General features: G+C 40.4%; 21 protein-coding genes. 17 read left to right on the forward strand and 4 right to left on the reverse strand.

Annotation, left to right across the window (positions count from 1 at the left end; genetic code table 11):
• Nucleotides 1-5: 5 nt before the first annotated feature.
• Nucleotides 6-4454, reverse strand: coding sequence for a glutamate synthase large subunit (gene gltB, locus A9267_RS09780; RefSeq protein WP_065109029.1), 4449 nt, complete (start codon nucleotides 4452-4454; stop codon nucleotides 6-8).
• 516 nt (nucleotides 4455-4970) lie between these two features.
• Between gltB and A9267_RS09785 the strand changes: the two genes are divergently transcribed.
• From A9267_RS09785 to oxyR, 3 genes are all read left to right on the forward strand, one after another.
• Complete coding sequence (locus A9267_RS09785; RefSeq protein WP_065109030.1) at nucleotides 4971-5906, forward strand: TIGR01212 family radical SAM protein; 936 nt, start codon at nucleotides 4971-4973, stop codon at nucleotides 5904-5906.
• A gap of 179 nt (nucleotides 5907-6085) precedes the next feature.
• Nucleotides 6086-6451 carry an Hpt domain-containing protein gene (locus tag A9267_RS09790; protein WP_055025581.1) on the forward strand — a complete coding sequence of 122 codons (366 nt, stop codon included), beginning with the start codon at nucleotides 6086-6088 and terminating at the stop codon, nucleotides 6449-6451.
• 163 nt (nucleotides 6452-6614) lie between these two features.
• A complete protein-coding gene (oxyR, locus tag A9267_RS09795) occupies nucleotides 6615-7523 on the forward strand; it encodes a hydrogen peroxide-inducible genes transcriptional activator OxyR (RefSeq protein WP_055025582.1) in 909 nt (302 codons plus the stop codon).
• A 284-nt stretch (nucleotides 7524-7807) separates the two neighbouring features.
• Here oxyR and A9267_RS09800 read toward each other — a convergent pair whose 3' ends face one another.
• Together A9267_RS09800 and mutH are read right to left on the reverse strand one after the other, a co-directional pair.
• Nucleotides 7808-8881 carry an adenylate/guanylate cyclase domain-containing protein gene (locus A9267_RS09800; protein WP_055025583.1) on the reverse strand — a complete coding sequence of 358 codons (1074 nt, stop codon included), beginning with the start codon at nucleotides 8879-8881 and terminating at the stop codon, nucleotides 7808-7810.
• Nucleotides 8882-9002: 121 nt separating this feature from the next.
• Nucleotides 9003-9671, reverse strand: coding sequence for a DNA mismatch repair endonuclease MutH (gene mutH / locus A9267_RS09805; protein ID WP_119968896.1), 669 nt, complete (start codon nucleotides 9669-9671; stop codon nucleotides 9003-9005).
• A gap of 730 nt (nucleotides 9672-10401) precedes the next feature.
• Between mutH and rppH the strand changes: the two genes are divergently transcribed.
• From rppH to A9267_RS09850, 9 genes are all read left to right on the forward strand, one after another.
• Nucleotides 10402-10920 carry an RNA pyrophosphohydrolase gene (gene rppH, locus A9267_RS09810; RefSeq protein ID WP_055025584.1) on the forward strand — a complete coding sequence of 173 codons (519 nt, stop codon included), beginning with the start codon at nucleotides 10402-10404 and terminating at the stop codon, nucleotides 10918-10920.
• A 24-nt stretch (nucleotides 10921-10944) separates the two neighbouring features.
• Nucleotides 10945-13179 (forward strand): phosphoenolpyruvate--protein phosphotransferase, encoded by a 2235-nt coding sequence (gene ptsP / locus A9267_RS09815; RefSeq protein WP_055025585.1) that lies wholly within the window; start codon nucleotides 10945-10947, stop codon nucleotides 13177-13179.
• Nucleotides 13180-13211: 32 nt separating this feature from the next.
• A complete protein-coding gene (locus A9267_RS09820) occupies nucleotides 13212-14015 on the forward strand; it encodes a sulfite exporter TauE/SafE family protein (RefSeq protein WP_065109031.1) in 804 nt (267 codons plus the stop codon).
• An 84-nt stretch (nucleotides 14016-14099) separates the two neighbouring features.
• The gene (locus A9267_RS09825; RefSeq protein ID WP_065109032.1) at nucleotides 14100-14951 is read left to right on the forward strand and encodes a thymidylate synthase; all 852 of its coding nucleotides are present in this window, start codon (nucleotides 14100-14102) and stop codon (nucleotides 14949-14951) included.
• 675 nt (nucleotides 14952-15626) lie between these two features.
• Nucleotides 15627-16805: a Na+/H+ antiporter NhaA gene (gene nhaA, locus A9267_RS09830; protein ID WP_055025588.1), complete on the forward strand. Its 1179-nt coding sequence runs from the start codon at nucleotides 15627-15629 to the stop codon at nucleotides 16803-16805.
• A 13-nt stretch (nucleotides 16806-16818) separates the two neighbouring features.
• Complete coding sequence (locus A9267_RS09835; protein WP_065109033.1) at nucleotides 16819-17208, forward strand: hypothetical protein; 390 nt, start codon at nucleotides 16819-16821, stop codon at nucleotides 17206-17208.
• 27 nt (nucleotides 17209-17235) lie between these two features.
• Nucleotides 17236-18168: a transcriptional activator NhaR gene (nhaR, locus tag A9267_RS09840; RefSeq protein WP_065109034.1), complete on the forward strand. Its 933-nt coding sequence runs from the start codon at nucleotides 17236-17238 to the stop codon at nucleotides 18166-18168.
• Nucleotides 18169-18199: 31 nt separating this feature from the next.
• Nucleotides 18200-18448: an FAD assembly factor SdhE gene (locus A9267_RS09845; RefSeq protein ID WP_119968899.1), complete on the forward strand. Its 249-nt coding sequence runs from the start codon at nucleotides 18200-18202 to the stop codon at nucleotides 18446-18448.
• Nucleotides 18449-18523: 75 nt separating this feature from the next.
• Nucleotides 18524-18952, forward strand: coding sequence for a protein YgfX (locus A9267_RS09850; protein ID WP_065109035.1), 429 nt, complete (start codon nucleotides 18524-18526; stop codon nucleotides 18950-18952).
• 90 nt (nucleotides 18953-19042) lie between these two features.
• Here A9267_RS09850 and nadB read toward each other — a convergent pair whose 3' ends face one another.
• Nucleotides 19043-20656, reverse strand: a complete 1614-nt coding sequence (gene nadB / locus A9267_RS09855; RefSeq protein ID WP_065109036.1) for an L-aspartate oxidase — start codon at nucleotides 20654-20656, stop codon at nucleotides 19043-19045.
• A gap of 224 nt (nucleotides 20657-20880) precedes the next feature.
• Between nadB and rpoE the strand changes: the two genes are divergently transcribed.
• The 5 genes from rpoE (at nucleotide 20881) to lepA (ending at nucleotide 25574) form a co-directional block, all read left to right on the forward strand.
• Nucleotides 20881-21459: an RNA polymerase sigma factor RpoE gene (rpoE, locus tag A9267_RS09860; protein WP_055025593.1), complete on the forward strand. Its 579-nt coding sequence runs from the start codon at nucleotides 20881-20883 to the stop codon at nucleotides 21457-21459.
• 25 nt (nucleotides 21460-21484) lie between these two features.
• A complete protein-coding gene (locus A9267_RS09865; protein WP_055025594.1) occupies nucleotides 21485-22099 on the forward strand; it encodes a sigma-E factor negative regulatory protein in 615 nt (204 codons plus the stop codon).
• Nucleotides 22100-22111: 12 nt separating this feature from the next.
• Nucleotides 22112-23056 carry a MucB/RseB C-terminal domain-containing protein gene (locus tag A9267_RS09870; protein WP_055025595.1) on the forward strand — a complete coding sequence of 315 codons (945 nt, stop codon included), beginning with the start codon at nucleotides 22112-22114 and terminating at the stop codon, nucleotides 23054-23056.
• A 119-nt stretch (nucleotides 23057-23175) separates the two neighbouring features.
• Complete coding sequence (locus tag A9267_RS09875) at nucleotides 23176-23643, forward strand: SoxR reducing system RseC family protein (RefSeq protein WP_065109237.1); 468 nt, start codon at nucleotides 23176-23178, stop codon at nucleotides 23641-23643.
• Nucleotides 23644-23783: 140 nt separating this feature from the next.
• Nucleotides 23784-25574, forward strand: coding sequence for a translation elongation factor 4 (lepA, locus tag A9267_RS09880; protein ID WP_055025596.1), 1791 nt, complete (start codon nucleotides 23784-23786; stop codon nucleotides 25572-25574).
• Nucleotides 25575-25799 lie beyond the last annotated feature (225 nt).

Here is a 25799-nt window from a genome sequence, read left to right on the forward strand (position 1 = left end):
CTAAATTACCCCGCCTTAACAGCTAGTTCCGGGCTCTTTTGCTCTATTTTCAGCAAGTCGGCAACGGCAATATTCTTAGGCTTAACTAAAACAAAACAGTCTAACCAGTTTTCGAAATCACTTAAGATCATCTTGGCATGCTCACTTCCTGTTGCTGCTACATGGGCTTCAATCAGTTCTTTTAAGTGTTGCTGCTGGATTGACGATTCTAATTTTTGAGTATCGACGAGTTCGTTATTAACGCGACGACTAAAGTGATTGAAACGGTCAAATATATAGGCAAAACCGCCAGTCATACCGGCACCAAAGTTAACCCCAGTTTGACCTAGTACCACTACAATACCGCCAGTCATGTATTCACAGCCGTTGTCACCCACGCCTTCAACCACCGCGATAGCGCCAGAGTTACGAACAGCGAAACGTTCACCTGCTTGACCAGCTGCGTAAACACGTCCGCCTGTTGCACCATACAAACAGGTGTTACCCATAATGGCACTTTCTTCACTTTCAAATGGGCTACCCACTGGTGGATGAATAATAATTTCACCACCTGACATGCCTTTACCGACATAGTCGTTGGCATCACCAATCAATGTGAGATTCAGTCCTGGGCTATTCCATACGCCAAAACTCTGACCCGCACTACCGTTAAACTGCAGTGATAACGGAGCTTTAGCGCCCTTAAGGCCAATGTTCGTTGCAATAAAGCCTGATAATGAGGCGCCTACTGAACGATCGGTATTATTAATATTGTACTGTTTAGTGAAACTTGAGCCTTCAAGTACCGCTTGACTGCTATCGGCAACAATTTGTAGGTTTAAGTCACCTTTGTCATCCGGTGGATTAAGCTCTTTCCAAGTAATATCGGTACCAGCTGGGACTTTAGGTTGATAAAGAATAGGGGCTAAATCTAATCCTAGTTGCTTGGCTGTTTGACCTTCAAGGGCATATAACCAGTCGGTTCGACCGACGAGATCTTCAAACTTGGCAACACCAAGTTTTGCCATCCATTCACGAACCTCTTCAGCAACAAACTCGAAATATGTCATTACTCGCTCAGGTAACCCGTGATAATGGTTGTCACGTAGGTTTTTATCCTGTGTTGCCACACCTGTTGCACAGTTATTTAAATGACAAATTCGTAAATACTTACACCCAAGCGCAATCATTGGCACAGTACCAAAACCAAAGCTTTCAGCACCTAATAACGCAGCCTTGATGATGTCCATACCTGTTTTTAAGCCGCCATCAACTTGTAGGCGGATCTTGTGACGTAATCCGTTTTCAACAAGTGCTTGATGTACTTCTGCTAAGCCTAATTCCCAAGGAGAACCTGCATACTTAACTGAGGTAATTGGACTAGCACCAGTACCACCGTCATAACCAGAGATGGTAATCATGTCTGCGTAAGCTTTAGCTACACCCGTCGCAATTGTGCCGACACCCGGCTCTGAAACGAGCTTGACTGAAACTAATGCTCTTGGATTGATTTGCTTTAAATCGAAAATAAGCTGGGCTAAATCTTCAATAGAGTAAATATCATGGTGTGGAGGCGGTGAAATCAACGTAACCCCAGGTCTTGCATGGCGCAGACCAGCGATTTCTACACTGACTTTATGACCAGGAAGTTGTCCACCTTCACCTGGTTTAGCGCCTTGTGCCACTTTAATTTGCAATACATCAGCATTCACTAAGTAATGAGCTGTCACACCAAAACGACCGGATGCAATTTGTTTGATTGCTGAATTACGTTCGCTATTAAAACGACTAGGATCTTCTCCACCTTCACCAGAGTTAGAGCGTCCGCCTAGACGGTTCATTGCTACAGCTAGCGCTTCATGTGCTTCAGGACTTAATGCACCAATACTCATTGCAGCACTATCAAAGCGCGGGAATAAGTGCTCAGCACCTTCAACGCTTGCAGCATCGATTGCAGCTTTGTCACCTTTAACACCAATTAGATCTCTTAATGTCGCGATTGGTCTATCATCAACGAGCGCTGCAAACTTCTTATATTTTGGATAATCTTTATCTTTTAAGCTTTGTTGAAGTGTATTAACCACATCAGGGTTAAAGCTATGGTACTCGCCGCCCTCAACATATTTCAGTAAGCCACCTTGTGGTAATGGCACATGGGCACGATAGGCCGCTTTATGAAGTGCTTTTTGATCTGCAGCTAAATGCTCAAAGCTTGCCCCTTCGATACGGCTTATGACACCTTTGAAACATAATTCAATCACTTCAGTTGACAAACCAATAGCTTCGAATTGTTGGCTGCAACGGTAAGAACCTACAGTACTGATGCCCATTTTGGACATAATCTTACGAAGGCCTTTTTCGATGCCTTGACGGAAGTTCAGCATCAATAAACTGTCATCTTCAACTTGGTTCTTTTTCGCCATCGCTGAAATAGATTCATATGCTAGATATGGGTAAATAGCGGTCGCACCAAAACCAAGTAACACAGCAAAATGATGTGGGTCACGAGCCGAAGCCGTTTCAACAATGATGTTAGTATCGCAGCGTAAGCTCTTATCAACTAAGCGTTGCTGCACTGCGCCAACAGCCATAGCTGCTGGAATGACTTGTACATTTTTATCAGTGGCTCTGTCAGATAAAATAAGTAGCGTTGTTCCGCTTCTTGCCAAGCGCTCAGCATCATCTGTTACACGTTCAATGGCTTGCTGTAAGCTTTCGTGTGCATCGTAATTTAAATCAACGGTGTTTGCTCGGTAGTAAGAACTATCTAAGCCTAATAATTGGTTGAAATCACTGAATAGCAGCACAGGTGAGTCAAACATCACTCGATAAGCAACACCTGTAGTCTCGCAAAATAGGTTTTGCTCACGCCCCACACAAGTGGTTAATGACATTACGTGTTTTTCACGTAGAGGATCGATTGGTGGGTTAGTTACCTGGGCAAACTTTTGACGGAAATAGTCATATAAAGAACGAGACTTCTTAGACAATACAGCCATTGGGGTATCGTMACCCATTGAACCGGTTGCTTCTTCGCCTTTTGATGCCAATATCCAAATGACTTGTTCGAGCTCTTCTCGGCTATATCCAAACTGCTTTTGATATTGAAGCAATACTTCAGGTGTAAATTGACTAGCACCTTGTTGAGCTGCTTCAATTTGATTTGCAGGGATAAGTGTTTGACTATTTTTAGCCATCCACTCTTTGTATGGATGGCGACGTTTTAAATCATTATCAATTTCAAATGATGAATATAAACGGCCGTTCATCGTATCTAGGACTAATAGTTCACCTGGACCAACACGACCTTTTTCTACAACCTCATCAGCTGAGTAATCCCAAATGCCGACTTCTGATGCCAAGGTTAGAATTCTGTCTTTAGTAATCACATAGCGAGATGGACGCAGTCCGTTACGATCGACGGCACAGGCAGCATGACGACCATTACTCATCACGATACCTGCAGGTCCGTCCCAAGGCTCCATATGCATTGAGTTGAAATCGTAAAATGCTTTTAACTCGTCATCCATTTCAGGATTACTTTGCCATGCAGGTGGAATCAATAAGCGCATCGCACGATATAAATCCATGCCACCAGATAATAGCATTTCTAGCATGTTGTCTAATGAAGAGGAGTCAGAACCCGTTTCATTCACAAAAGGTGCGGCTTGTTGTAAGTCAGGTAATAGTGGCGAGTTAAACTTATAAGCACGCGCACGAGCCCATTGGCGGTTGCCAGTAATGGTATTGATTTCGCCATTATGAGCTAAGAATCTAAATGGTTGTGCAAGTGGCCATTTAGGTGATGTATTAGTTGAAAAGCGCTGGTGGAAAAGACAAATCGTACTTTTAAGACGAATATCAGCAAGATCGGTATAAAAAGACGGCAGATCTGCAGGCATCATTAAGCCTTTATAGACGATGACTTGTCCTGACAGACTCGCGACATAAAAATCCTTGTCATCGACAATTTGTTGCTCAAGTCGGCGTCTAGCCATATATAGACGACGTTCTAAGTCTTTTTCACGCCAGCCAACAGGGGCGTTAATTAATACTTGGTAGATCTCTGGTAAGCTCTTGCGACCAATTTCGCCGAGCACGTCAGGATTGACTGGTACCTTTCTCCAGCCTGCAACACTTAATGTTTCACGTTGTAATTCTTTTTCTAATATAGCTTTAGACGCTTCAGCTTTAACTGGGTCTTGGCTAAGAAACAGCATACCAACAGCAAATTTACGACTTAGATGCCAATCATTTTCTGTTGCTACAGCAGCAAAAAAGTCTTTTGGCATCGACATTAGTAGTCCACAGCCATCACCTGTGCGACCATCCGATGCAATACCGCCACGGTGTTTCATTCTGTCTAAACCGTGAATAGCAGTACGGACAATACGATGGCTAGCATCGCCATCCATTTGGGCTATTAAGCCGAAACCACAATTGTCCCGCTCAAAGCTGGGATGATATAAGCTCATACAAAAACTCCCTAAACCTAACTTAATACGACTCGGATAATGCGGAGAAGTTCTCATAGATATGCACCCGAACCACTCAAATTAGCCCGATAATGAATAAAGGTCAAACTTAAATTACTCAACAAAATGAATTGTTATGTCTATTACAGATGTTAAAAAAAACCAGCCTTACGTTAACGTAAACTGTATTTTTGTTCGTATAACCTTATGAATAAAAAGAATTTTAAAAAAGTCGGCTTTTTGATTTTACTTTTTGTTAACACTTTAGTCTAATTGATTTAGTTTTATAAATAGTGAATTTATTTTCAAGCACAGTTGCAGTGAACTATTTATTTAATTTGCGTATTTATTCACTTTGATAGTTGGTTTTAAATTAATCAAATTTACCATTTGTGAAGTTGTACTGACATTGGTTGAAAAATAATCGCATTAATTCATCATTTCTTGATATAGCACCAAGTATTTACTCTTTAAGCTGTATATCATCGGCCACTTTTTGAAAATTGAGGATTGGCAGTGGGTTTAGATGATTACGTGAATACATTTGGTGCTGTATGTAAACAGCAATACGGTGGACGGATCAGAAAGCTGACTATCGATGCCAAATTCACTTGCCCAAACAGAGATGGCACCCTTGGCAAAGGCGGCTGTACATTCTGTAATGTTTCTTCGTTTAGTTATGAGCAAGGGACTGAGGCCAGCATCTCAGAACAACTGAGCCAAGGTAAGCAACGTTCAGTATTAGCAAATGCACCCGCTTCTACCTCTAAATATATAGCATACTTCCAAGCTTATACTAGTACTTACGATGAGTATCAGGTGTTAAAGCAAAAGTATGACGAAGCGATAAAAGATGCCGACATTGTTGGATTACATATTGGTACCCGTCCAGACTGCGTGCCGGATGATATATTGGACTTACTTGTCAGCTATCAAGATAAAGGAATTGAAGTCTGGTTAGAGCTTGGTTTACAAACGGCGAATAATGGAACTTTAAAAAAAATTAACCGCGGCCATGATTTTGATAGTTATAAAGACACTGTTATAAGAGCAAGAAAACGTGGGATTAAAGTCTGTGCTCATTTGATTCTTGGGTTACCTGACGAGACGTTTGAAGATTACCTTTCCAGTTTAACGCAAGTTATATCAACAGGTGTTGATGGTATAAAATTACATCCATTACACATTGTTGAAGGAAGTGTCATGGCTAAGGCTTGGCGACATAAAGGAATGCCTTTATTGAGTCTGGAAGATTATGCTCACTACGCGAGTGAGTTAATTAGACATACTCCAAAAGAGATAATTTTTCATAGAGTCACAGCATATGCTAAAAAACCGATGTTACTTGCTCCAGAGTGGTGTGCTTTTCGTTGGGATGGCTTAGTAGCAATTGTCAAAAACTTAGCCGAGAATGGCGGACAAGGGCATTATGTTACCGGCGGAACAGTGTAAAAAGTAACCAGTTTGCATGTTTTGCAGTGATTTATATGGGCGTATTTTAATTTTTTGTTAAAACCATGTAATTAGTTTACGAAAATTGGACTTGAAAAGCGCTGAGTTGTTGCATAGGCGATTATTGCGAGTATTATAAATTCCAATTTTACAGAAATAAATTAGAAAGAGGTGCCACAATGGCCACAGTCCAGCTAGAGTCTATTTTAGATCTCAATACTTTAGAGCAATATTGTAGTGCTATTGGTGCAGGTACTTTATTAAAAAGTGTCGTGTTATTTGAGCAATTAATGCCTGAGTATGTAGGTAGTTTAGTTAAAGCAAATGATGTGAATGATAAAGATACATTATGCGCAGAAGCTCATAAATTTAAAGGCGCTGCTGGTTCAGTTGGTTTGAAGCGCATTCAGCAGTTTGCACAAAAACTGCAGCATGGTGAAGAGTCATCATGGGAAGCTGAGCACAACGCTTGGTTAGCTGAAATTGTTGAGCATGCTGGTTCAGATTTACAGCAATTAAAAGCATTCCTAGAAGCCAAAGCATAATCACTGCTGGTTTATAGCGACATTAAAAGTCCCGCAAGGGGCTTTTTTTTTGGTCTTTTTTTTGAGAATAGTAAAATTGAGCTATGGATCGCGCAGCTGTGATTGTTATTTGTTGTGACTTAATTCATTATTTAAATGAAATCTTCTTAGGGTAATCGATTAAATGAAAAACCTACCGAGTTTAAAAAATCTATTCTATCTGGTTAACTTGCACCAAGAACAAAATTTTAACCGAGCTGCTAAGTCATGCTTTGTTAGTCAATCTACTCTATCGAGTGGCATTCAAAATCTTGAAGAACAACTGGGCTACCAATTAATCGAGCGAGATCATAAATCATTTATGTTCACAGCAATAGGTGAGGAAGTTGTTGAAAGAGCGAGAAAGCTGCTTACTGATGTTGATGACTTAGTTGAATTGGTTAAAAATCAGGGTGAGCCTATGACTGGAGAGATCCGCTTAGGTTGTATTCCAACTATTGCCCCTTTCTTATTAAGCCGTGTAGTAAAGCAATGTCAGCAAGATTATCCACAATTGAGTTTATTGCTAAAAGAAGACACTACCGACAGCTTATTAGACTCATTAGGAAAAGGGGAGCTGGATTTATTGATACTTGCATTACCAGTAGATACTACTGGATTTCACAGTATGAAAGTGGGTATTGATCCTTTTAAAATGGTCGTTCATGAAGAGTTATCGGGTGGGATAATAAACCCAATTGATTATCAAAAAATGCCAGATGAAAGTATTTTCTTACTGCAAAGTGAGCACTGTATTACTGGTCATGCTATTACTGCTTGTCAGTTAGGCAATAGTGCCAAAATTAATCCTTTTGCTGCGACCAGTCTACATACATTAGTTCAAATGGTTGATAGCAAATTAGGCACCACATTCTTACCGCAAATGGCAATTGATGCTGGGATCTTAAAAGATACTGAGTTGAATATAATGAACCCGCCAGGTGAAAGCCCTTATCGAGATATCGGCTTGGTGTGGCGTCAAACAACTAGCAGAATCGCCACATTCAGAACATTAGGCTTAATGCTAGAGAACTTACTTGCTAAACCTGAGTAGCCTGTTGTTGAAAGGGAGTTTATTAGCAAGTTCATCTAGATAAATACCTTGTTATCGGTAAGAAGCGGGTAGAGAGGTTACTTTCTTCTTACAAACCATGATTGTTCCGTTCGAACCCGTTTTTACATCGTAGCTAACGGGTTTACTTTTTATCTGGGAAAACAACAGGAATAAGAAGTTTATAAGGCGCTTTGTACTTTTGAGTAAGCTAAGGTGAACTGGAGAGGAGCAAAGGCAAGGGGCGCTAACGAGGGATATTTAATTATATTCCTTAAGTTGCTTGTTTAGGGCTTTTTAGGGCTCACACCATACACTTCAATTTCATGCTTTTTGCCTTTGAGCTTCATAGCGCCTAAATCTGATAACTCAAATCGACTATCTTGTCTTTCTAGGCGGTGTGCCACTTCCCCAGAAATAAGCATTCTTTGACCTAGCGGGTTACATTGGTCTTGTAGTCTTGCCAAGGTATTTAACACATCACTGAAAAAGCTAATTTCTTGCTTTTGAACACCAACCACAGCAGCAACAACTTGGCCGCAATGAGCTGCCGCTTTAAATTTAGGCACAAAGCCATAGTGTTCTTCAAAGTAAGGTCGATGCCAGTTAAGTTGTTGGCTAAATTCGTAGTAAATATTCATACAGCGATCTTGCTTGATCCCATCTTCAAGAGGCCAATGAATCAAAACTGCATCACCCATATAGCGATAAATTTCAGCATCATTATCAGTTACTGTATCAGCCAGCATACTAAAACTGTCTTGAATTAATCGGCTAAAGCGATAGTCGCCTAGGGTTTCAGCGTGCGCAGTTGAAGATACCATATCAACAAAGAGGAATAGTCGATGTTCATATCTTGGCTGATGGTACTTACCTAAGCCAATGTTCATCAATACTCGAGGGCCCACGAGTAGTGCCATTTGTTCGATAAAGGCAAGTCCTACACGTACAGCGACTAGATATATGATTAATGCTTGAAAAGAAGGACTATAAAGGATGTGCGCTGTGAGCATTTGTCTTAGCGTGACAAGATGATTTTCAATAGCCCACATATTGAGGAATTGGGTAACATAGGCAAGCGTCATTGCGCCTAGCAGTAGAAACAAGCCTTTAAAAATAACTGAGAAGATATAGGGTAAACGACTGATTGCACTAAAGTCAGCGATTAAATTCGACATCCAATGCAGACAACCAAACACAAAACCCATGAAGATGGCTAATGTGGCAAGGTCTGATTTTCCCATAGCCCATTGGGGGAGTTCAGGGGCTTGTGAATAACGAAAAAAGACAAATGCGCCCATGGCTAAACACCATGCTAATATCGCAAATAATAGCTTTCTCGTCTGTCGACGTGCTTTCACTGGTTTATATCTGATCCGTTGATATTTTGAGACAGGCTAGTTTATAGAAAATTACCCTACTTGTCATAGTGGTATTCTAATAACTTTCAAAATAGATTATGAATGTTGATTTATTGTAATGTTATCCAAACGCATTTGTTAGTATTTGGTGGGTGAAATTGATCTTTAAATAAAAACCTCTTGGATTAGATAGTTTAATTAAGCCATTTTCTGCAATTGATTCAGTTAATGAGTGACTATTTGCAGCCTTAGGTCTTAGTTGTAATACTTCTCCGTGTCGAGCTGTCACTTTTTCAACTTGCCCTAATGCGATCATCTCCATTATCTCTTCCCAGTCTTGTTGTAACGCGGTTAACTGTTCAGGATTTGGGCTCCATAGTACAGGGGTGCCTATTTTTCTGTTTGCTACCGGAATACTTCGATCACCTTGTACTGGTATCCATAAGACTTGCTGTAGCTTATGAAATACGACACTGTTTTCCCATGTAAGGCCCTGGATATTTGTTAACGGTGCAACTGTGACATAAGTTGTTTCAATAGGGCGACCAGATTGGTCTATGGGAATGGTTTTAAGTTCGACCCCTAAGTGCAAAAAATCTTGCTGGGGTTTAGAACCTGCTGTTGCGCCGAGTTCCATCTCAATCAATTGACCAATCCAGCCTTTATCTCTCTTCAAATTATCAGGTACATTGAGTTGATGCTCATTTGCAATATCTCCTAATGAGACACCGGCCATATCATTGGCTCTTTGCATTAATTCTGCGATGGAATTTGGCTGGCTATTCATCATTATTGCTTACTTTCCCCTAAATAGGCTTGGTCATTATAAGTTTACTTGTTTGGCAGTTTTTACGCATCTATTGTTACTGGTCATTAATTGTGCAGTGATTTTATTGAAAGTTATTCACTGAGTAAAATAATCCCAATGTACTGATTAATAAGTTTTTTTGTTTAAATTGGTCAATCTGTTTTACCAATTTATTAAGTTACTCTCCTTTTGCTCTACTATTTCACACATAGTTATCCACAGATTTGATGGATAACTTTAAAAAAGTATCGCTTAACGGATAATTTTTTGTTCGTCAATGCTTAAAAATAGCTTTATTTTAATATTAATGAAATAAAACTCTTGTTTTTTGTGTATAACTTAAAACCCATAAAATGAATTTATTAATAAGTAATTTACCTGGTTAAAAAGTGACCTTTGGTCATCTGGGATAACTGTAGCTAGTCTTGTGTTTTATTTATTTTGTTGAATTTTATGGTTTTATTGTGGTTGTTTGACTTTTTTATTATACGGTAGCTTATGTTCTTTAAAGCAGGTTTTACTGTTATTAGTGAGTTTCGAACAGAGATATCCACAGATTTTGTGGATAATGTGCATTAATATTTTTCCCTTCTGTTGATAAAAGTAATAATTCTTAAATTTTATCCCAAGTTATGCCGTTATTAGTTGATTGCCCGTAGCCGTGCTTTATGAAACAATCTAATCATTAATTTGTAGTGACATTGGAGTCCATGTGATTGATAGCGACGGCTTTCGTGCAAATGTGGGCATTATAATCTGTAACAAATTTGGTCAAGTTATGTGGGCCAGACGGTTTGGACAACATTCATGGCAGTTTCCACAAGGTGGCGTTGATGACGGAGAAAGTCCTGAACAAGCTATGTACCGTGAATTGTATGAAGAAGTTGGTTTAAAGCCGGAAAATGTACAAATTTTAACGTCAACACGCTCATGGTTAAGATACCGTTTACCAAAAAGATTGATTAGACAAGAAAGTAAACCTATTTGTATTGGTCAAAAACAAAAGTGGTACTTATTACAGCTTAAAGATAGCGATGACAGTATTAATTTGAACTCCTGTGGACACCCTGAGTTTGATGACTGGCGTTGGGTGAGTTATTGGTACCCAGTAAGGCAAGTTGTTTCTTTCAAACGAGATGTTTATCGTAAGGTTATGAAAGAGTTTGCATTCACCACTTTAGCGTTTCAAGGACGTGAGCCCAATCGCAAACGAGGGCGACACCGTAATTAATGTAAACTGATAGGGGATAAAATCGTGTTAAACACGCTCAGGGATATAACTCAAGCGGTTGCTGGAGCTAGCAGTCTTGAGTCTGCACTGACACAGTTGGTTTCGCAAACAAAGTTAGCGATGCAAACTCAGTGCTGTTCAGTATATATTCTTGAGCAACAACACCTTGTCTTATCGGCGACAGACGGCTTGGCTGTTGCCGCCATCAATTTTGTTAAAATGCCCCTTTCTGAAGGACTGGTGGGGTTAGCTGCTGAAAAAGAAGAAGCCGTTAACCTTGCCGACGCCAAAACACACCCACGCTTTAAGTTTTTTCCAGAAGTAGAAGAGGAAGAGTACCGAGCGTTTCTTGCTGTTCCTATTATTTTTCAAAAACAAGTGGTTGGAGTTATTGTGGTTCAGCAGCCACAGCCTCGACAGTTTAGTGAGAATGAAGAAGCCTTTTTAATGACGCTGGCAGCGCAGCTGGCGGTGGTCATTCGTAGTCTCAAGAACAAAGCGGCGATTAGCAATGTTCAGCAACAAGTCGTTTTCAAAGGGGTTAGCGCATCTAAAGGGATCGCCATTGCAGATGCATTTGTATTAGGCGGCGCGATATCTTTAGTGCAGCCAGATCAACAATGTAGCGATACCGAGCAAGAAACCCTTAGACTGAAAGCTGCAATGCAGCGTTGTAAAGATGCAATCAGTGCCTTGTCCCAGCGTTTTGACCGTGAAAACGTGGATGATATAGCATCTATATTTTCAGCGTTACAACTCTTGCTTAATGAGGCTAGTTTAGGTGGTGAATACATACGAGAGGTGAGTTTAGGCTGGCAAGCTGAATCAGCCGTTAGCCGCGTTTCAATTCGCTATATTGATCAGTTTATGGCAATGGAAGATCCTTACTTAAAAGAACGCGCTAGCGATATTCGCGAACTCGGACAAAAAGTATTACGCCAACTTATAGAGCCAGATAAGTTAGATTTAGCCCCTTCAAAACCTGTTATTTTAGTTGCTAAAGAAGTGGATGCGACACTACTCGCTGAATTCCCACGAGGGAAACTAGCAGGGATCGTCACCGAACTTGGGGGAGTTAACGCCCATGCCGCTATTTTAGCTCGAGCATTAGGTGTGCCAGCCATTGTCAGTGTTGATCAAGTCATTGCGGCCAATATTGACGATAAAAAACTCGTTCTTAATGCGACTAGCGGTCAGCTTCTTGTTTCTCCTTCAGAATCCGTGCTACGTGAATATTACACTTTAATTTCGGAAAATCAGGAACAGCAACGTCAATTCTCAGCTGAATTGTCATTACCTGCGCAGACAACGGACGGCCATCGTATTCAGTTATATCTGAATGCTGGTCTATTAAGTGGGTTAAGTACCGACATGGCCGAGGGTGCAGATGGGATTGGGTTATATCGTACGGAAATTCCATTCATGCTACATCAGCGATTTCCGAGTGAAATTGAGCAAGTTCATGTGTATAAACAAGTGTTATCTGCTGCTCGTGATAGACCTGTGGTTATGAGAACATTAGATGTGGGAGGAGATAAACCCTTACCTTATTTTCCTATTAATGAAGATAACCCCTTTCTTGGCTGGCGAGGTATTCGATTATCCCTTGACCATCCAGAGTTATTTTTGATGCAGCTACGGGCAATGTTAACGGCAAATGTAGACTCATCACAGCTACAAATTTTGCTACCTATGGTCAGTAACCTTGATGAAATTGATAGGACTTTATTATACCTAGAACAAGCTTATTCAGAATTAACTGACGAATTACAGCGTAGGATCCCTAAACCTAAAATTGGGGTTATGTTAGAAGTGCCTTCGTTACTGTTTCAGTTAGAAGATGTGGCTAAGAGAGTCGATTTTGTTTCAGTTGGCAGTAACGATTTAACTCAGTATTTACTTGCCGTTGATAGAAATAACCCCAGTGTTAGCTCACTTTTTGATAGCTTTCACCCTGGTGTGTTAAGAGCGTTAAAATGGACAATTACTGATTGTAAACGCTATAAATTGGATGCCAGTATCTGCGGAGAGCTAGCAGGTGAACCAATGGGGGCATTACTCCTTGTCGCTATGGGCTATGACAAATTGAGTATGAATCAAGGCAGTATTGCTCGAATTAATTATTTATTACGCCGGATTGATAAACAGTCATTAGAACAAATTTTGGATACCGCTCTGACACTCTCTAACGGGGAGCAAGTCAGGACATTACTCAATGACTTTTTAGCTGAAAACGGCTTATCTGCCATTTTGCATTAGCCGATTTAGCTATACACGGATAAGGTTTTACTGTGGACAATCTTTTACTGATTTTTTTAATCTGCTTGTTACTGGGCTCATTTGTCGGTTTCATGGCTGGCTTATTAGGTATCGGCGGAGGCTTAATCATTGTCCCAGCCCTTTTATATCTTCTCCCTTGGGTTGGTGTTGAGTCATCTCAGTTAACCCATGTTGCTATTGCAACCTCATTAGCCTCTATTATTTTAACTTCTTTTTCATCTGCGTTAGCTCATCACAAACGTGGAAATGTTCCATGGAATCTATTCAAACCCATGTTGCCGGGTATCATGTTAGGGGCACTAGCGTCTGGGTTTATTTCAGAAAAAATTCCATCTGCTGATTTACAAACCGCATTTTCGATATTTGTGATACTTATGGCCATACAAATGGCGTTCCCATTCAAGCCTAAAGCAAATGAGCAAATACCTGCATTTATCGTGTTATTTTTGGTTTCCTCGATTATTGCTATCGTTGCTGGATTAATGGGTATTGGTGGTGGGGTACTGTTTGTGCCATTTTTGAGCTATTGCGGCATTCAAATGCGCAGTGCTGTAGGGTTTTCTTCGGTAACGGGTTGTCTTATTGCACTAGCTGGTACCACTGGATACATCATTGCAGGCTTAAATGCACCTGATTTACCCCAAGGTACCATTGGCTTTATATACTTACCCGCTTTGTTTGGCATCATTATCAGCTCAATGTTAGTCGCACCATTAGGGGTAAAAATGGCAAGCGTATGGCCGACTGCTGTGCTTAAAAAGATATTTGCACTGTTATTAATGGTTATTGGATTAAAAATGGCGATAACCGCATAAAATTCTTGTTATCATCTACCCAATAATCGGAGACTGTCTCTTCAGGTAACCGAAACTTATCGAGCTTTTATATAGGAATGTACAATGCGTCAGTATTTAAATTTATGCCAAAACATCGTAGACAATGGTCATTGGATAGAGAATGAACGCACTGGAAAACGTTGTTTAACCATCATTAATGCTGATTTAGAGTACGATGTTAAAAATAACCAATTCCCAATTATTACTACTCGTAAAAGCTTTTATAAAGCTGCGATTGCTGAGCTTATTGGCTATATTCGAGGTTATGATAATGCTGCAGATTTTAGGGCTTTGGGCACTAAAACTTGGGATATGAACGCGAATGATAATGCTAGCTGGCTTGCTAATCCACATCGTAAAGGAGAAGACGATATGGGGCGGGTATATGGCGTTCAAGGTCGACGTTGGCAGAAAACCTCAGGTGGTACTGTCGATCAGTTAGCCAAGATTGTTGATAACCTGTCCAAAGGAGTTGATGACCGTGGTGAGATTATTACATTTTATAATCCAGGTGAGTTTGATGTGGGTTGTTTAAGACCATGTATGCATACACATACCTTCTCATTACTAGGTGATACTTTGCACCTAACGAGTTATCAACGTTCGTGTGATGTGCCATTAGGGCTTAACTTTAATCAGATTCAAGTGTTTACCTTTTTAGCATTAATGGCACAAATTACCGGTAATAAGGCGGGTACCGCATACCATAAAATCATTAATGCACATATTTACGAAGACCAATTAGATCTAATGAAGAATGAGCAGCTAACTCGCGAACCATTTCCTTCACCACAATTAAAAATTAACCCAGACATTAAGAGTCTTAAGGATTTAGAAACTTGGGTGACTATGGATGATTTTGAAGTTGTGGGTTATCAGCATCATGATGCGATTAAGTATCCATTTTCGGTCTAATGCTGATCAGATAAGCTAACTCATTGTATTAACGGTTTTTCACTTTTGATAAACCGTTAAAATCATTTGGTTATTGTAAATTACACTGTAATGACAGCTAAACTCTCTCAAATTCACTTCATAAACGACTACACTGATTCGTGTTAACTCACTTCATTTTTGTCTGAGATTGCACCTGGAAGCCTAAAAAACAAGCTAAACTAGTTGTATCCTACTTGGTTAGCATTTTTTGCGCTTTTGACACTGTATTTCACTTCTGTTTAAAACTCACAGTGAATTCCTATACTGATTTCATATTAATAGTTATTCAATGGGAAGTAGTCATATCAGCTTAAGTCTGTTTGGCTGATTATGTTAATAAATAGCCTTTTATTCTTGCTGGATTTTTTCGATAGTTTTTTATTAATAATTCATCAGCTAAAACAGTGTAATGTATGTTATTTCGTCAGTTGAGTAATTTATTGTGAATAAATAAATATGCGCCTAAACTTGAATAATGCGCATATTCCGAGTTAAACGTCGATCTGCTTCGCGTTTAGCGGGTGTTGTGTGATTAATCTCACTGCGTTTTGATACATACATCGGAAATACCGAGGTATTAATGCGAAACTAACGATTATGATTGTTTGAAAAATTCCGATAGACTCGAATTAATTGTTTTTTTTGGAGTGAATTATGGAACGTGCAATTAAGAATTTCTTAAGTCAAGAATCTGCAGGGGGTATCATTTTAATGATCTCTGTAGCACTGGCTATGTTAATGGCAAACTCGCCATTAGCTGGTTTATACAGTGGATTCCTTGATACAGAAGTCCAAGTGCGTATAGGTTCATTAGATATTGATAAGCCATTATTATTATGGATTAACGATGGTTTGATGGCACTTTTCTTCTTATTGATTGGTTTAGAAGTAAAGCGTGAATTATTAGAAGGCGCACTATCTAGTGTTGCTAAAGCTTCATTACCAACTTTTGCTGCTGTTGGTGGCATGGTATTTCCAGCTTTATTTTATCTAGCATTTAACTACTCAGATCCTGTTACTCAGGTTGGTTGGGCTATTCCAGCTGCAACAGATATCGCCTTTGCATTGGGTATTATGGCCTTACTTGGTAGCCGTGTGCCTGTTGCTCTTAAAGTCTTTTTATTAGCCCTAGCTATTATGGATGACTTAGGTGTTATTGTGATTATTGCATTGTTCTACAGTGCTGATTTATCAATGACAAGTTTAATTGTTGCTGCTATTTCTATCACATTAATGGTAGCGCTAAATCGTAAAGGTGTTAGCTCGTTAATCCCTTATGGTTTGTTAGGCGTTATCCTTTGGGTAGCTGTACTTAAGTCTGGTGTACACGCGACTTTGGCTGGTGTCATTATCGCATTCTGTATTCCGCTGCGAGCTAAAGATGGCTCATCTCCTTCAGAGCACTTAGAGCATAGTTTGCACCCATGGAGTACATTCTTTATTTTACCTGTGTTCGCGTTCGCTAATGCTGGTCTATCGCTATCGGGAATGAGCATCACTTCATTAGCAGAGCCTGTGACTATCGGTATTATTTTAGGTCTGCTACTTGGTAAGCCTGTAGGTGTATTACTGTTTAGCTTTGTTGCTGTAAAACTAAAATTAGCTGAGCTACCTCCTGGGATTAGCTGGAATCAAATTATCCCTGTTTCAATTATGTGTGGTATTGGTTTCACTATGTCAGTGTTTATTTCATCACTTGCATTCGAATCGGCCCCTGCACAATTAGGTGACTTTGCTCGCTTAGGGATTCTAATGGGATCTATGCTAGCTGCGGTTATCGGTTATGTATGGCTTGATAAAGTACTTCCTAAAGCTAAAGCTGAAGCAAAGTAGTATCGGAGCAAAAATGAAAACAAAACTGTTGATGTTAGCCTTAGCAATGGGTGTGATTGCCGCACCCGCTCAAGCAACCTCGTTTAATGTTTGCCAAGCAAACGTTGAGTCAAGCGAATGTAAAAGTTATTTAGACGGCGTTGTAGATGGTGCGTTGATGTATCACACTGATGCATCAAGTAGCCGTCTTGAAGCTGATAGTGGATATGAGTCTCGTGCACTTAAATATCGAGCTGGAAAACGTTATCAAGAGGCTAATCGCAGTTATTGTGCAGACAGAAAACCGCATAAAGATGAAATCGTTTTAGCTATTCAGGAACAAACCGCCGCTAAAAACGTTAACAACTTAAATGAGTTATCGATATTAATTGATAGCTTGTTGGACTGTCAGCGATTAAAATAAACCAACGCTCTTAGCTGGTTTATTTACATGCAACATTTAAATTATAACCATCTATATTATTTTTGGATGGTTAGAAAGAAAGCTTCGGTGGCTAAGGCCGCCGAAGCTTTATGTCTCGCACCTCAGACCATAACAGGTCAAATCCGCTCATTAGAAGATCGTCTTAACGGTAGTCTATTTAAACGAGTCGGCCGCTCGCTAGAACCCACTGAACTTGGTGAATTGGTATTTCGCTATGCAGACAAAATGTATAGCTTAAGTTATGAGATGCTGGATTTACTGGCTTACCAAAAAGACGAATCAATTCTATTTGAAGTTGGCTTTGCTGCTGCTCTATCAAAAGCGCTTGCGAGTCGGGTATTACTGACTGTCATTCCAAATGATGGCTCAATGCACCTAAGTTGTTATGAATCGACCCATGAAAACCTCATTCAACGCTTACGAGAACACAAGTTGGATATGATTTTATCTGACTCGGCTGGTGAATCTTTAAAATATCCTGAGATTTTATCTAAGAAACTAGGGCAATGCGGCATCAGCTTTTTTGCGGCATCTAAACCATCTTTAGACTTCCCTGCATGTTTAGAGCAAGAAAAGTTACTTATTCCAGGTAAAAGAACATCGCTAGGTCAGCAGTTACATCGATGGTTTGCTGAAAAAAATCTTGATGTCAGTATTCTTGGTGAATTCGATGATGCTGCGATGATGAAAGCATTTGGTTTATTCCAACGAGGAATTTTTGTCGCTCCATCTATTTATCGACATGATATACTGTCCCAAGGCATGGTTTTGATTGGTGAAACTGAAGATATACATGAAGAATATCATGTGATGTTTGCTGAGCGAATGATTCAGCATCCGGCAGTTCAGCGTCTTTTAGACACTGACTTTACCGATTTATTTGCAGGTGTCGATCCCCAAATACAAGATGTTGAATACAGAAGTTCGCATCAAAGATAAAGTATCCGCAGAAGATGTTAGGAGAATAGCGTTGGAATTAATGAATATTGCTAGAGTTCGTTGGGCTTGTCGTCGTGGGATGTTAGAGTTAGATGTCTTGTTTCAACCTTTTGTTGATTCACAATATGAAACACTTTCCGATACCGATAAACAAACCTTCATAGACTTACTGGCATGTGAAGATCCGGAATTATTTGCATGGTTTATGGGCCACGAGGTTTGCCCCGACCCAGCGCTAAGAGAAATGGTCAATACTGTCCGTGGTCGTCCTCAACCTTAAACATTCTATCCATTTATTCGCCATGAGACTCCTAGATAGCCTGATTAATTTCGGGCTTAATTTCAGGATTATTTTATGCCGTTCACGTTAACAACCTCATTCAGCCAAGTGCTTTCTCACCTTGTGCTTATCGCTATTTGTTTGACGAGTTTTATTCTTTGGCCGGATATCCATCATTGGGCTTATCAGCTTATATTTGCAGTAACGCTGACAATAGCATTGATTTTTTTCATTAAGCATTTGTTTACGTTACGCCAATTTCACACTCAATTTGTGTTACTAGAACAAGGTGTGGGGAAGCTAAATCATCAATATGAATTTACTCAATGGCGAGCGCCAATTGTGACTGTTTTTGCATCCGTAATATTTATTGAGTTCGACAGAACGGCGGCTAACAAGCTTAAAAAGACCAGGCAGTTAGTAATTGTTTGGTCAGATATGTTGAGTGATAAAGAGTACAGAAGTTTGTGTAGGGAGTTAGTAAAACTGCAGTCTACGCTTTGACATTAAATGGGCTAGTAGTTTGCGATAGCTGTTTACTATAGAACGCTGGCTTATTTTAACAGTGAAACAAGCCAGCATTACGAGCTTCGATTATCGCTCTGGTTGTAAAATTGTCGGCTGAGGATTATCTAATTGCTCTGGGTAATCAGCATTATAGTGCAGGCCGCGGCTTTCTTTTCGCTCCATGGCGCAGCGAATAATTAATTCAGCAACTTGAACTAAATTACGTAACTCTAGTAAGTTATTACTCACTCTAAAGTTACTGTAATACTCTTGAATTTCTTGTTGTAGCATGGCGCAACGTCGTAATGCTCGTTCTAGCCTTTTATCGGTACGAACAATACCGACGTAATCCCACATGAATAATCTTAACTCATGCCAGTTATGGGCGATAACCACTTCTTCATCTGAATTACTGACTTGGCTTTCATCCCAATGGGGTACGGGACCTGGGGCTGGAATTTTACTGAGCAAACTTTCAATATCTTGTGCAGCAGCACGGGCAAAAACTAAACATTCTAATAACGAATTACTCGCAAGGCGATTCGCGCCATGCAGTCCAGTGTAGGCCACTTCACCAATGGCATATAAACCATTGATGTCTGTCTGACCGTGTAAGTCAGTCATTACACCACCACAGGTATAATGCGCCGCTGGTACCACAGGAATAGGATCCTTTGTGATATCGATGCCAAACTCTAAACATCGTTTATGTATGGTAGGAAAATGCTTGATGACAAAGTCGGCAGGCTTATGGCTTATATCAAGGTACAAGCAATCGGCACCTAAACGCTTCATTTCATAATCTATGGCACGGGCAACAATATCGCGGGGGGCAAGTTCGGCGCGTTCGTCAAACTCAGGCATGAAGCGTGTGCCATCGGGACGTTTTAAGTAAGCACCTTCGCCACGTAAAGCTTCAGTAAGCAGATAGTTGCGAGCATCAGCATGATATAAGCAAGTTGGGTGGAATTGATTAAACTCCATATTCGCTACACGGCACCCAGCACGCCAAGCCATGGCAATACCATCACCACTGGCAATATCGGGATTTGAGGTATATTGATAAACTTTCGAGCTTCCACCTGTGGCAATCGCGACAAACTTGGCTGTGACAGTTTCAACGTGCTCAGCATCTCGATTCCATACATATGCGCCAACAACACGATTTCCAGGGCGATTAAGCTTTCTCGTCGTAATTAAGTCAATGGCGTTATAACGCTCTAGTACCTTGATGTTCGGATGCGCTAATGCCTGATCTTGAAGTGTCGTTTGGACCGCTTTACCCGTTGCATCAGCAGAGTGAAGAATACGTCGATGACTATGACCACCTTCTCGAGTTAGATGATAAGGTGCTGAACTTTGGTCGCCGTCACTGGTTTCTTCTTTATCAAAAGCAACGCCGCATTGAATTAGCCATTTCATCGACTTTTTGGCATTCTCAGCGGTATAAGTCACCACATCTTTGTCACAAAGCCCTGCACCAGCGATAAGCGTGTCGCTCACATGTGACTCAATCGTATCTGATTCATCAAATACAGAGGCGATTCCGCCTTGTGCATAATAGGTTGAGCCTTCAGCTAAAGGTCCTTTCGAAAGGAGAATAACTTGTGACTTTTCAGCTAGATGGAGTGCAAGCGTGAGTCCTGCTGCACCACTACCTATAACCAAAATATCAGATTGGTGTTCAACTGCTTGTTTCATAAGGTATCATGGGTGACTTAATATGGTTCTATAATGGTAAATCAAAACCGCTTTATTGGGTACTGAGACATTACTATTAAGCGAGATTTAGCCATTTTTTATAAAAAATTAAATTTTTTTCATTCAATATCGAACTTTTTCAAAGCATGCGAGTCTACTTTAATGTGAATATGATTCGAGCGACTGAGAAATCAGTATTATAGATTTAGGAGTAGTCGGCTCGGATGAGTGGACAAATAAGTGATCAACAGTTAGTTGAGCGTGTACAACGTGGCGATAAAAACGCATTTAATCTGTTAGTACAGAAATACCAAAATAAAGTAATGAGCTTGATCTCACGCTATATCAGAAATCAAGCAGACATCAGTGATGTGGCACAAGAAGCCTTTATTAAAGCTTACCGTGCATTACCTAATTTTCGTGGTGAAAGTGCTTTTTACACATGGTTGTATCGCATTGCAGTAAACACTGCAAAAAACCATTTGGTTTCTCAAGGCAGAAAAACACCGGCTAACAGTGTTGATGCAGAAGAAGCTGAATACTATGAAGGCAGCGATGCATTAAAAGAATTTGCATCACCAGAACGTCTCGTTTTGTCTGATGAAATTAATAAGGTGATTTTTGAAACCTTAGAAACGTTGCCAGAAGAATTGAAGATAGCAATTTCTTTACGTGAACTTGATGGTATGAGTTACGAAGATATTGCCAACATCATGGATTGTCCTGTTGGTACAGTAAGATCACGTATCTTCCGTGCTAGGGAATCAATCGATAAGAAACTCCAGCCTTTGCTGGAACAGTAATAGTCTTTATTGACACAGGTGAAAAATGCTTAAATCAGGTCAAGAATGGGTTTCATCAGCAGTTGATGGCGAAGTTGATGCTAAAACATTAGCAGAGTTATCAGCAGACGAAAGCTCACATAAGCAATGGCAAAACTATCACATGATTGGTGATGCTATGCGCGGAGAGTTACCGCAGACAATTGATTTAGATCTAACAGCAAGCATTGCTGCTGCTATCGAACTCGAACCTGCGATAATTGCACCGCAAACTGATACCGTTTCTCAGCATGATGAAAAAGTCACAGAAGTAGAAACCAAGAAGGACAATGTTGTTCCTTTCTTCAAGCAATTTGGCCAGTATGCGATTGCGGCTACAGTTGCTATGGTTGCTATTGTTGGTGTACAAAATTACGGTCAAGATCAAAATGCTGATTCGCCACTACCAGTACTGAATACTCGTCCATTGATTGGTACCGCTTCTCCAGTAAGCTTGCAAACAGGTGCAGTACAGAGTCAGTCGGCTGTAAACAATGATAATGTTGTAGAGCAACGTCGCAGAATAAATTCATATATTCAGGACCACATGCTACAACAAAGGTTGAATTCAGGTGTTGTTGTACAGCACAATAACGATACTGATAACAACATTAATAATTAATCTGGAGTTAGCTTGCGTCTAATCCTGTTAGTACTTGCTGCAATGGTATTCCCTGTTGCAGCAGAAGGTATCCCCGAAGAAGAAATGTCTGCGAAAGCTTGGCTTGAAAGTATGAGCCAAGCACTTCAAACCAAACAATACAAATCTTCCATTATCCAGTTACAAGCGGATCATATCCGTCCTCTCGTTTATCTACATGGAACGGTTAACGACAAAGAAGTCGCCTTTTTAGAATATTTGAATGGTCCTCCTAAAAATGCTGTGCGAGTAGCTGATACCGTGACGTTTATCGAACATGATCAACCTGCATACAGTATCAATGCCCCCCGTATTCAAGGGATTTGGCCAACGATTTTTGCGACAGATGTAGCATCACTTGAGCGTGGCTACCAATTTGTGCTCGGAGGTCGCAGCCGCATTGCTGGGCGTCCAGGTCAAATGATTAGAATCATGCCTGTTGATGAGCATAGGTTCATGTCTCAGATTTGGATTGATATGGAAACCCGTCTGCCACTTCGTTATGACATGATCAATCAAGATAAACAATTGATTGAGCAAATGATGGTGATTGAACTATTAGAACTTAATGAACCTGCCAGTATTTTAATTGAAGCTGAACGTCAGGGCTTGCCGCCAGTGATGAATCCTGCTGAGCGTATTGCTGGCCAAAATTGGCAATTTAGCTGGTTGCCCGCAGGTTTCCATATGGTGGTTAAGGACCATCACCGCTTGTTAGGTAGCGACGAGTCGGTTGAATATATCGCATTGACAGACGGCTTAGTCAATATCTCTGTGTATGTTGCCAGAATGGGGGACAGCCCTATGCCTGATGAGTTGATTACACGTAATGGCTTAACCATGGTGGTTGAGCAAGTCGGTAATGTTGAAGTTGTTGCTGTCGGTAAAGTGCCTTCTGATACCTTAAACCGTATCGCTAAAAGTCTTATCTTAAAATAAGTAAGATTATGGCCAATCAATCTAAGCCACCAAAAACTACCCCAAATGACAATGCGTCAACGCAGCTTGAATCAAACGAGTTGCTTGATGCAAGTCGTTCTGCATCACTATCACAATCTATGTTAGAAGAAGTGGCGACCGTTATTGCATATGATGAAACGGGGTGGGTAACGGTTGAGATTGAACTTAAAAGTGCCTGTAATCATTGTTCAAATAATGAAAATTGTGGCACTTCGACTGTGGCTAAAGCTTTTTCTATTAAGCGCCAACAGTTTTCCCTTAAGAGTGACAAAGCTTGTGAAGTAGGGGATTTACTCAAACTTGCGCTGCCAGAGAGCGTGATTCTTAAGGCCGCATTATTAGTTTATATTTTCCCTTTAATCGGATTGTTTATCGGTGCGTTAATAGGACTTTGGTTTAGCCATTTACTACTGATTAACCCTGACTATAGCTCGATGGTTATGGGAGCCTTAGGTGGAATAGGCGCGTGGCTTCTTGGTAAGCGACAAGCATCAAAGTTAGAAGCTGAATCCACCCCAGTTATTACTGCTTACTTGGGCCAAGGTGTGAGTTTGCAACGCGGTTAAATGCGCATTCTTATCCGTTATTAGGTGCTTTTTTATATTCATTTCTACAGTGTCATTTATTCTGATTGGTATTAACCCCTTATTCAGGTACAATTTGGCACCATTATTTCCATCATTTTAGTAGTAGTCATTTCAGCCAAATGAAACACATTAGAAACTTCTCAATTATTGCCCATATCGACCATGGCAAATCTACATTGTCTGATCGCCTTATCCAATTTTGTGGTGGTTTATCAGACCGTGAAATGGCCGCTCAGGTTCTCGATTCTATGGATATCGAACGTGAGCGTGGTATTACCATTAAAGCACAGAGTGTTACACTCGACTATAAAGCTGATGATGGCGAAACCTATCAACTGAACTTCATTGACACACCAGGTCACGTTGACTTCTCTTACGAAGTATCACGCTCACTTGCTGCATGTGAAGGTGCATTATTAGTTGTTGACGCTGGCCAAGGTGTCGAAGCCCAAACTCTTGCTAACTGTTATACCGCTTTAGAAATGGACTTAGACGTGGTGCCGATTTTAAATAAAATCGACCTACCTCAAGCTGATCCTGAGCGTGTAGCAGCAGAGATTGAAGACATTGTCGGCATCGACGCTATGGAAGCTGTTCGCTGTTCAGCGAAAACAGGTATTGGTATTAAGGATGTACTCGAAACAATCGTTTCAGACATTCCACCGCCTGAAGGTGACATTGATGCACCGCTTCAAGCGCTTATTATTGACTCTTGGTTCGACAGCTACTTAGGCGTTGTCTCTTTAGTGCGTATTAAACATGGCGTATTGAAGAAAGGCGATAAGTTTAAAGTCATGTCAACCGGTCAGAACTACAATGCTGATCGCGTAGGTATTTTTACGCCAAAACAAACTGACACCCCAGAACTTAAAGCGGGCGAAGTGGGTTTTGTTATCTCTGGTATTAAAGAGATTCACGGCGCTCCAGTCGGTGATACCTTGACCCATGCTAAGCACGGTGCAGAAGAGCCGCTTCCTGGTTTTAAAAAGGTTACGCCGCAGGTTTATGCTGGTGTATTCCCAATTTCTACCGATGAATACGAAAGCTTCCGTGAGGCATTGAATAAATTAAGCTTGAATGATGCGTCATTATTCTTCGAGCCAGAATCATCTTCAGCATTAGGCTTTGGTTTCCGTATTGGTTACCTTGGCTTATTGCACATGGAAATCATTCAAGAACGTCTAGAGCGTGAATACAATCTAGATTTAATCACCACAGCTCCAACAGTAGTTTATGAAGTTGAGATGACACGTGGTGAAATCTTGTATGTGGATAATCCATCAGATTTACCGCCGATCAATAACATTGCTGAAATCCGTGAACCTATCGTAGAAGCAAACATGCTTGTACCAAAAGAGTACTTAGGTAACGTCATCACCTTGTGTATTGAAAAGCGTGGTGTACAAACCAATATGGTTTATCACGGTAATCAAGTATCTGTGACTTATGAACTGCCAATGGCTGAAGTGGTTATGGACTTCTTCGATCGCCTTAAGTCTACCAGTCGTGGTTATGCATCACTTGAGTATAACTTCATCCGCTTTGAGCCTGCTGACATGGTACGTTTAGATATCATGATTAATGGCGACCGTGTTGATGCGTTAGCAATGGTTATTCACCGTTCTAATATTCGCCATCGTGGTTTAGCGCTTGTGGATAAGATGAAAGAGCTTATTCCAAGACAAATGTTTGATATTGCGATTCAAGCCGCTGTTGGTAGCCAAATTATTGCCCGTTCTAACGTCAAAGCAATGCGTAAAGACGTAACGGCTAAGTGTTACGGCGGCGATGTTTCACGTAAGAAGAAACTCTTACAGAAACAAAAAGATGGTAAGAAACGTATGAAGCAAGTCGGTAACGTCGAAGTGCCTCAAGAAGCGTTCTTAGCCGTGTTAAAGTTGAATGACTAAGCTCTTAATTTGTCGGTGAAAACTGATTTAACATTAAGAGTGATAACAACGCCGCTGCTTGCGGCGTTGCTATTAAAAAATCATTAAAAACGTGAGTTAAAAAATGATTATTAACCGGCATTAATAATCGTTTTTATCGTTTGATGAGCAAAAGTTAATTTTCCATATGAAGTGATTTTATATACTTTGTAACATTACTCAGAGTGAACCTAACAGCACGACATA

Source organism: Shewanella sp. UCD-FRSSP16_17, assembly GCF_001675935.1.
Classification (GTDB): Bacteria; Pseudomonadota; Gammaproteobacteria; order Enterobacterales; family Shewanellaceae; genus Shewanella; species Shewanella japonica.

What these genes read in the sequence shown, in the direction of transcription:
- A9267_RS09790 (WP_055025581.1), top strand. Translation starts at nt 6,086, where the DNA reads ATGGCCACAGTCCAGCTAGAGTCTATTTTAGATCTCAATACTTTAGAG.
- oxyR (WP_055025582.1), top strand. Translation starts at nt 6,615, where the DNA reads ATGAAAAACCTACCGAGTTTAAAAAATCTATTCTATCTGGTTAACTTG.
- mutH (WP_119968896.1), bottom strand. Translation starts at nt 9,671, where the DNA reads ATGATGAATAGCCAGCCAAATTCCATCGCAGAATTAATGCAAAGAGCC.
- A9267_RS09825 (WP_065109032.1), top strand. Translation starts at nt 14,100, where the DNA reads ATGCGTCAGTATTTAAATTTATGCCAAAACATCGTAGACAATGGTCAT.
- nhaA (WP_055025588.1), top strand. Translation starts at nt 15,627, where the DNA reads ATGGAACGTGCAATTAAGAATTTCTTAAGTCAAGAATCTGCAGGGGGT.
- A9267_RS09835 (WP_065109033.1), top strand. Translation starts at nt 16,819, where the DNA reads ATGAAAACAAAACTGTTGATGTTAGCCTTAGCAATGGGTGTGATTGCC.
- nhaR (WP_065109034.1), top strand. Translation starts at nt 17,236, where the DNA reads ATGCAACATTTAAATTATAACCATCTATATTATTTTTGGATGGTTAGA.
- A9267_RS09850 (WP_065109035.1), top strand. Translation starts at nt 18,524, where the DNA reads ATGCCGTTCACGTTAACAACCTCATTCAGCCAAGTGCTTTCTCACCTT.
- nadB (WP_065109036.1), bottom strand. Translation starts at nt 20,656, where the DNA reads ATGAAACAAGCAGTTGAACACCAATCTGATATTTTGGTTATAGGTAGT.
- rpoE (WP_055025593.1), top strand. Translation starts at nt 20,881, where the DNA reads ATGAGTGGACAAATAAGTGATCAACAGTTAGTTGAGCGTGTACAACGT.
- A9267_RS09865 (WP_055025594.1), top strand. Translation starts at nt 21,485, where the DNA reads ATGCTTAAATCAGGTCAAGAATGGGTTTCATCAGCAGTTGATGGCGAA.
- A9267_RS09875 (WP_065109237.1), top strand. Translation starts at nt 23,176, where the DNA reads ATGTTAGAAGAAGTGGCGACCGTTATTGCATATGATGAAACGGGGTGG.
- lepA (WP_055025596.1), top strand. Translation starts at nt 23,784, where the DNA reads ATGAAACACATTAGAAACTTCTCAATTATTGCCCATATCGACCATGGC.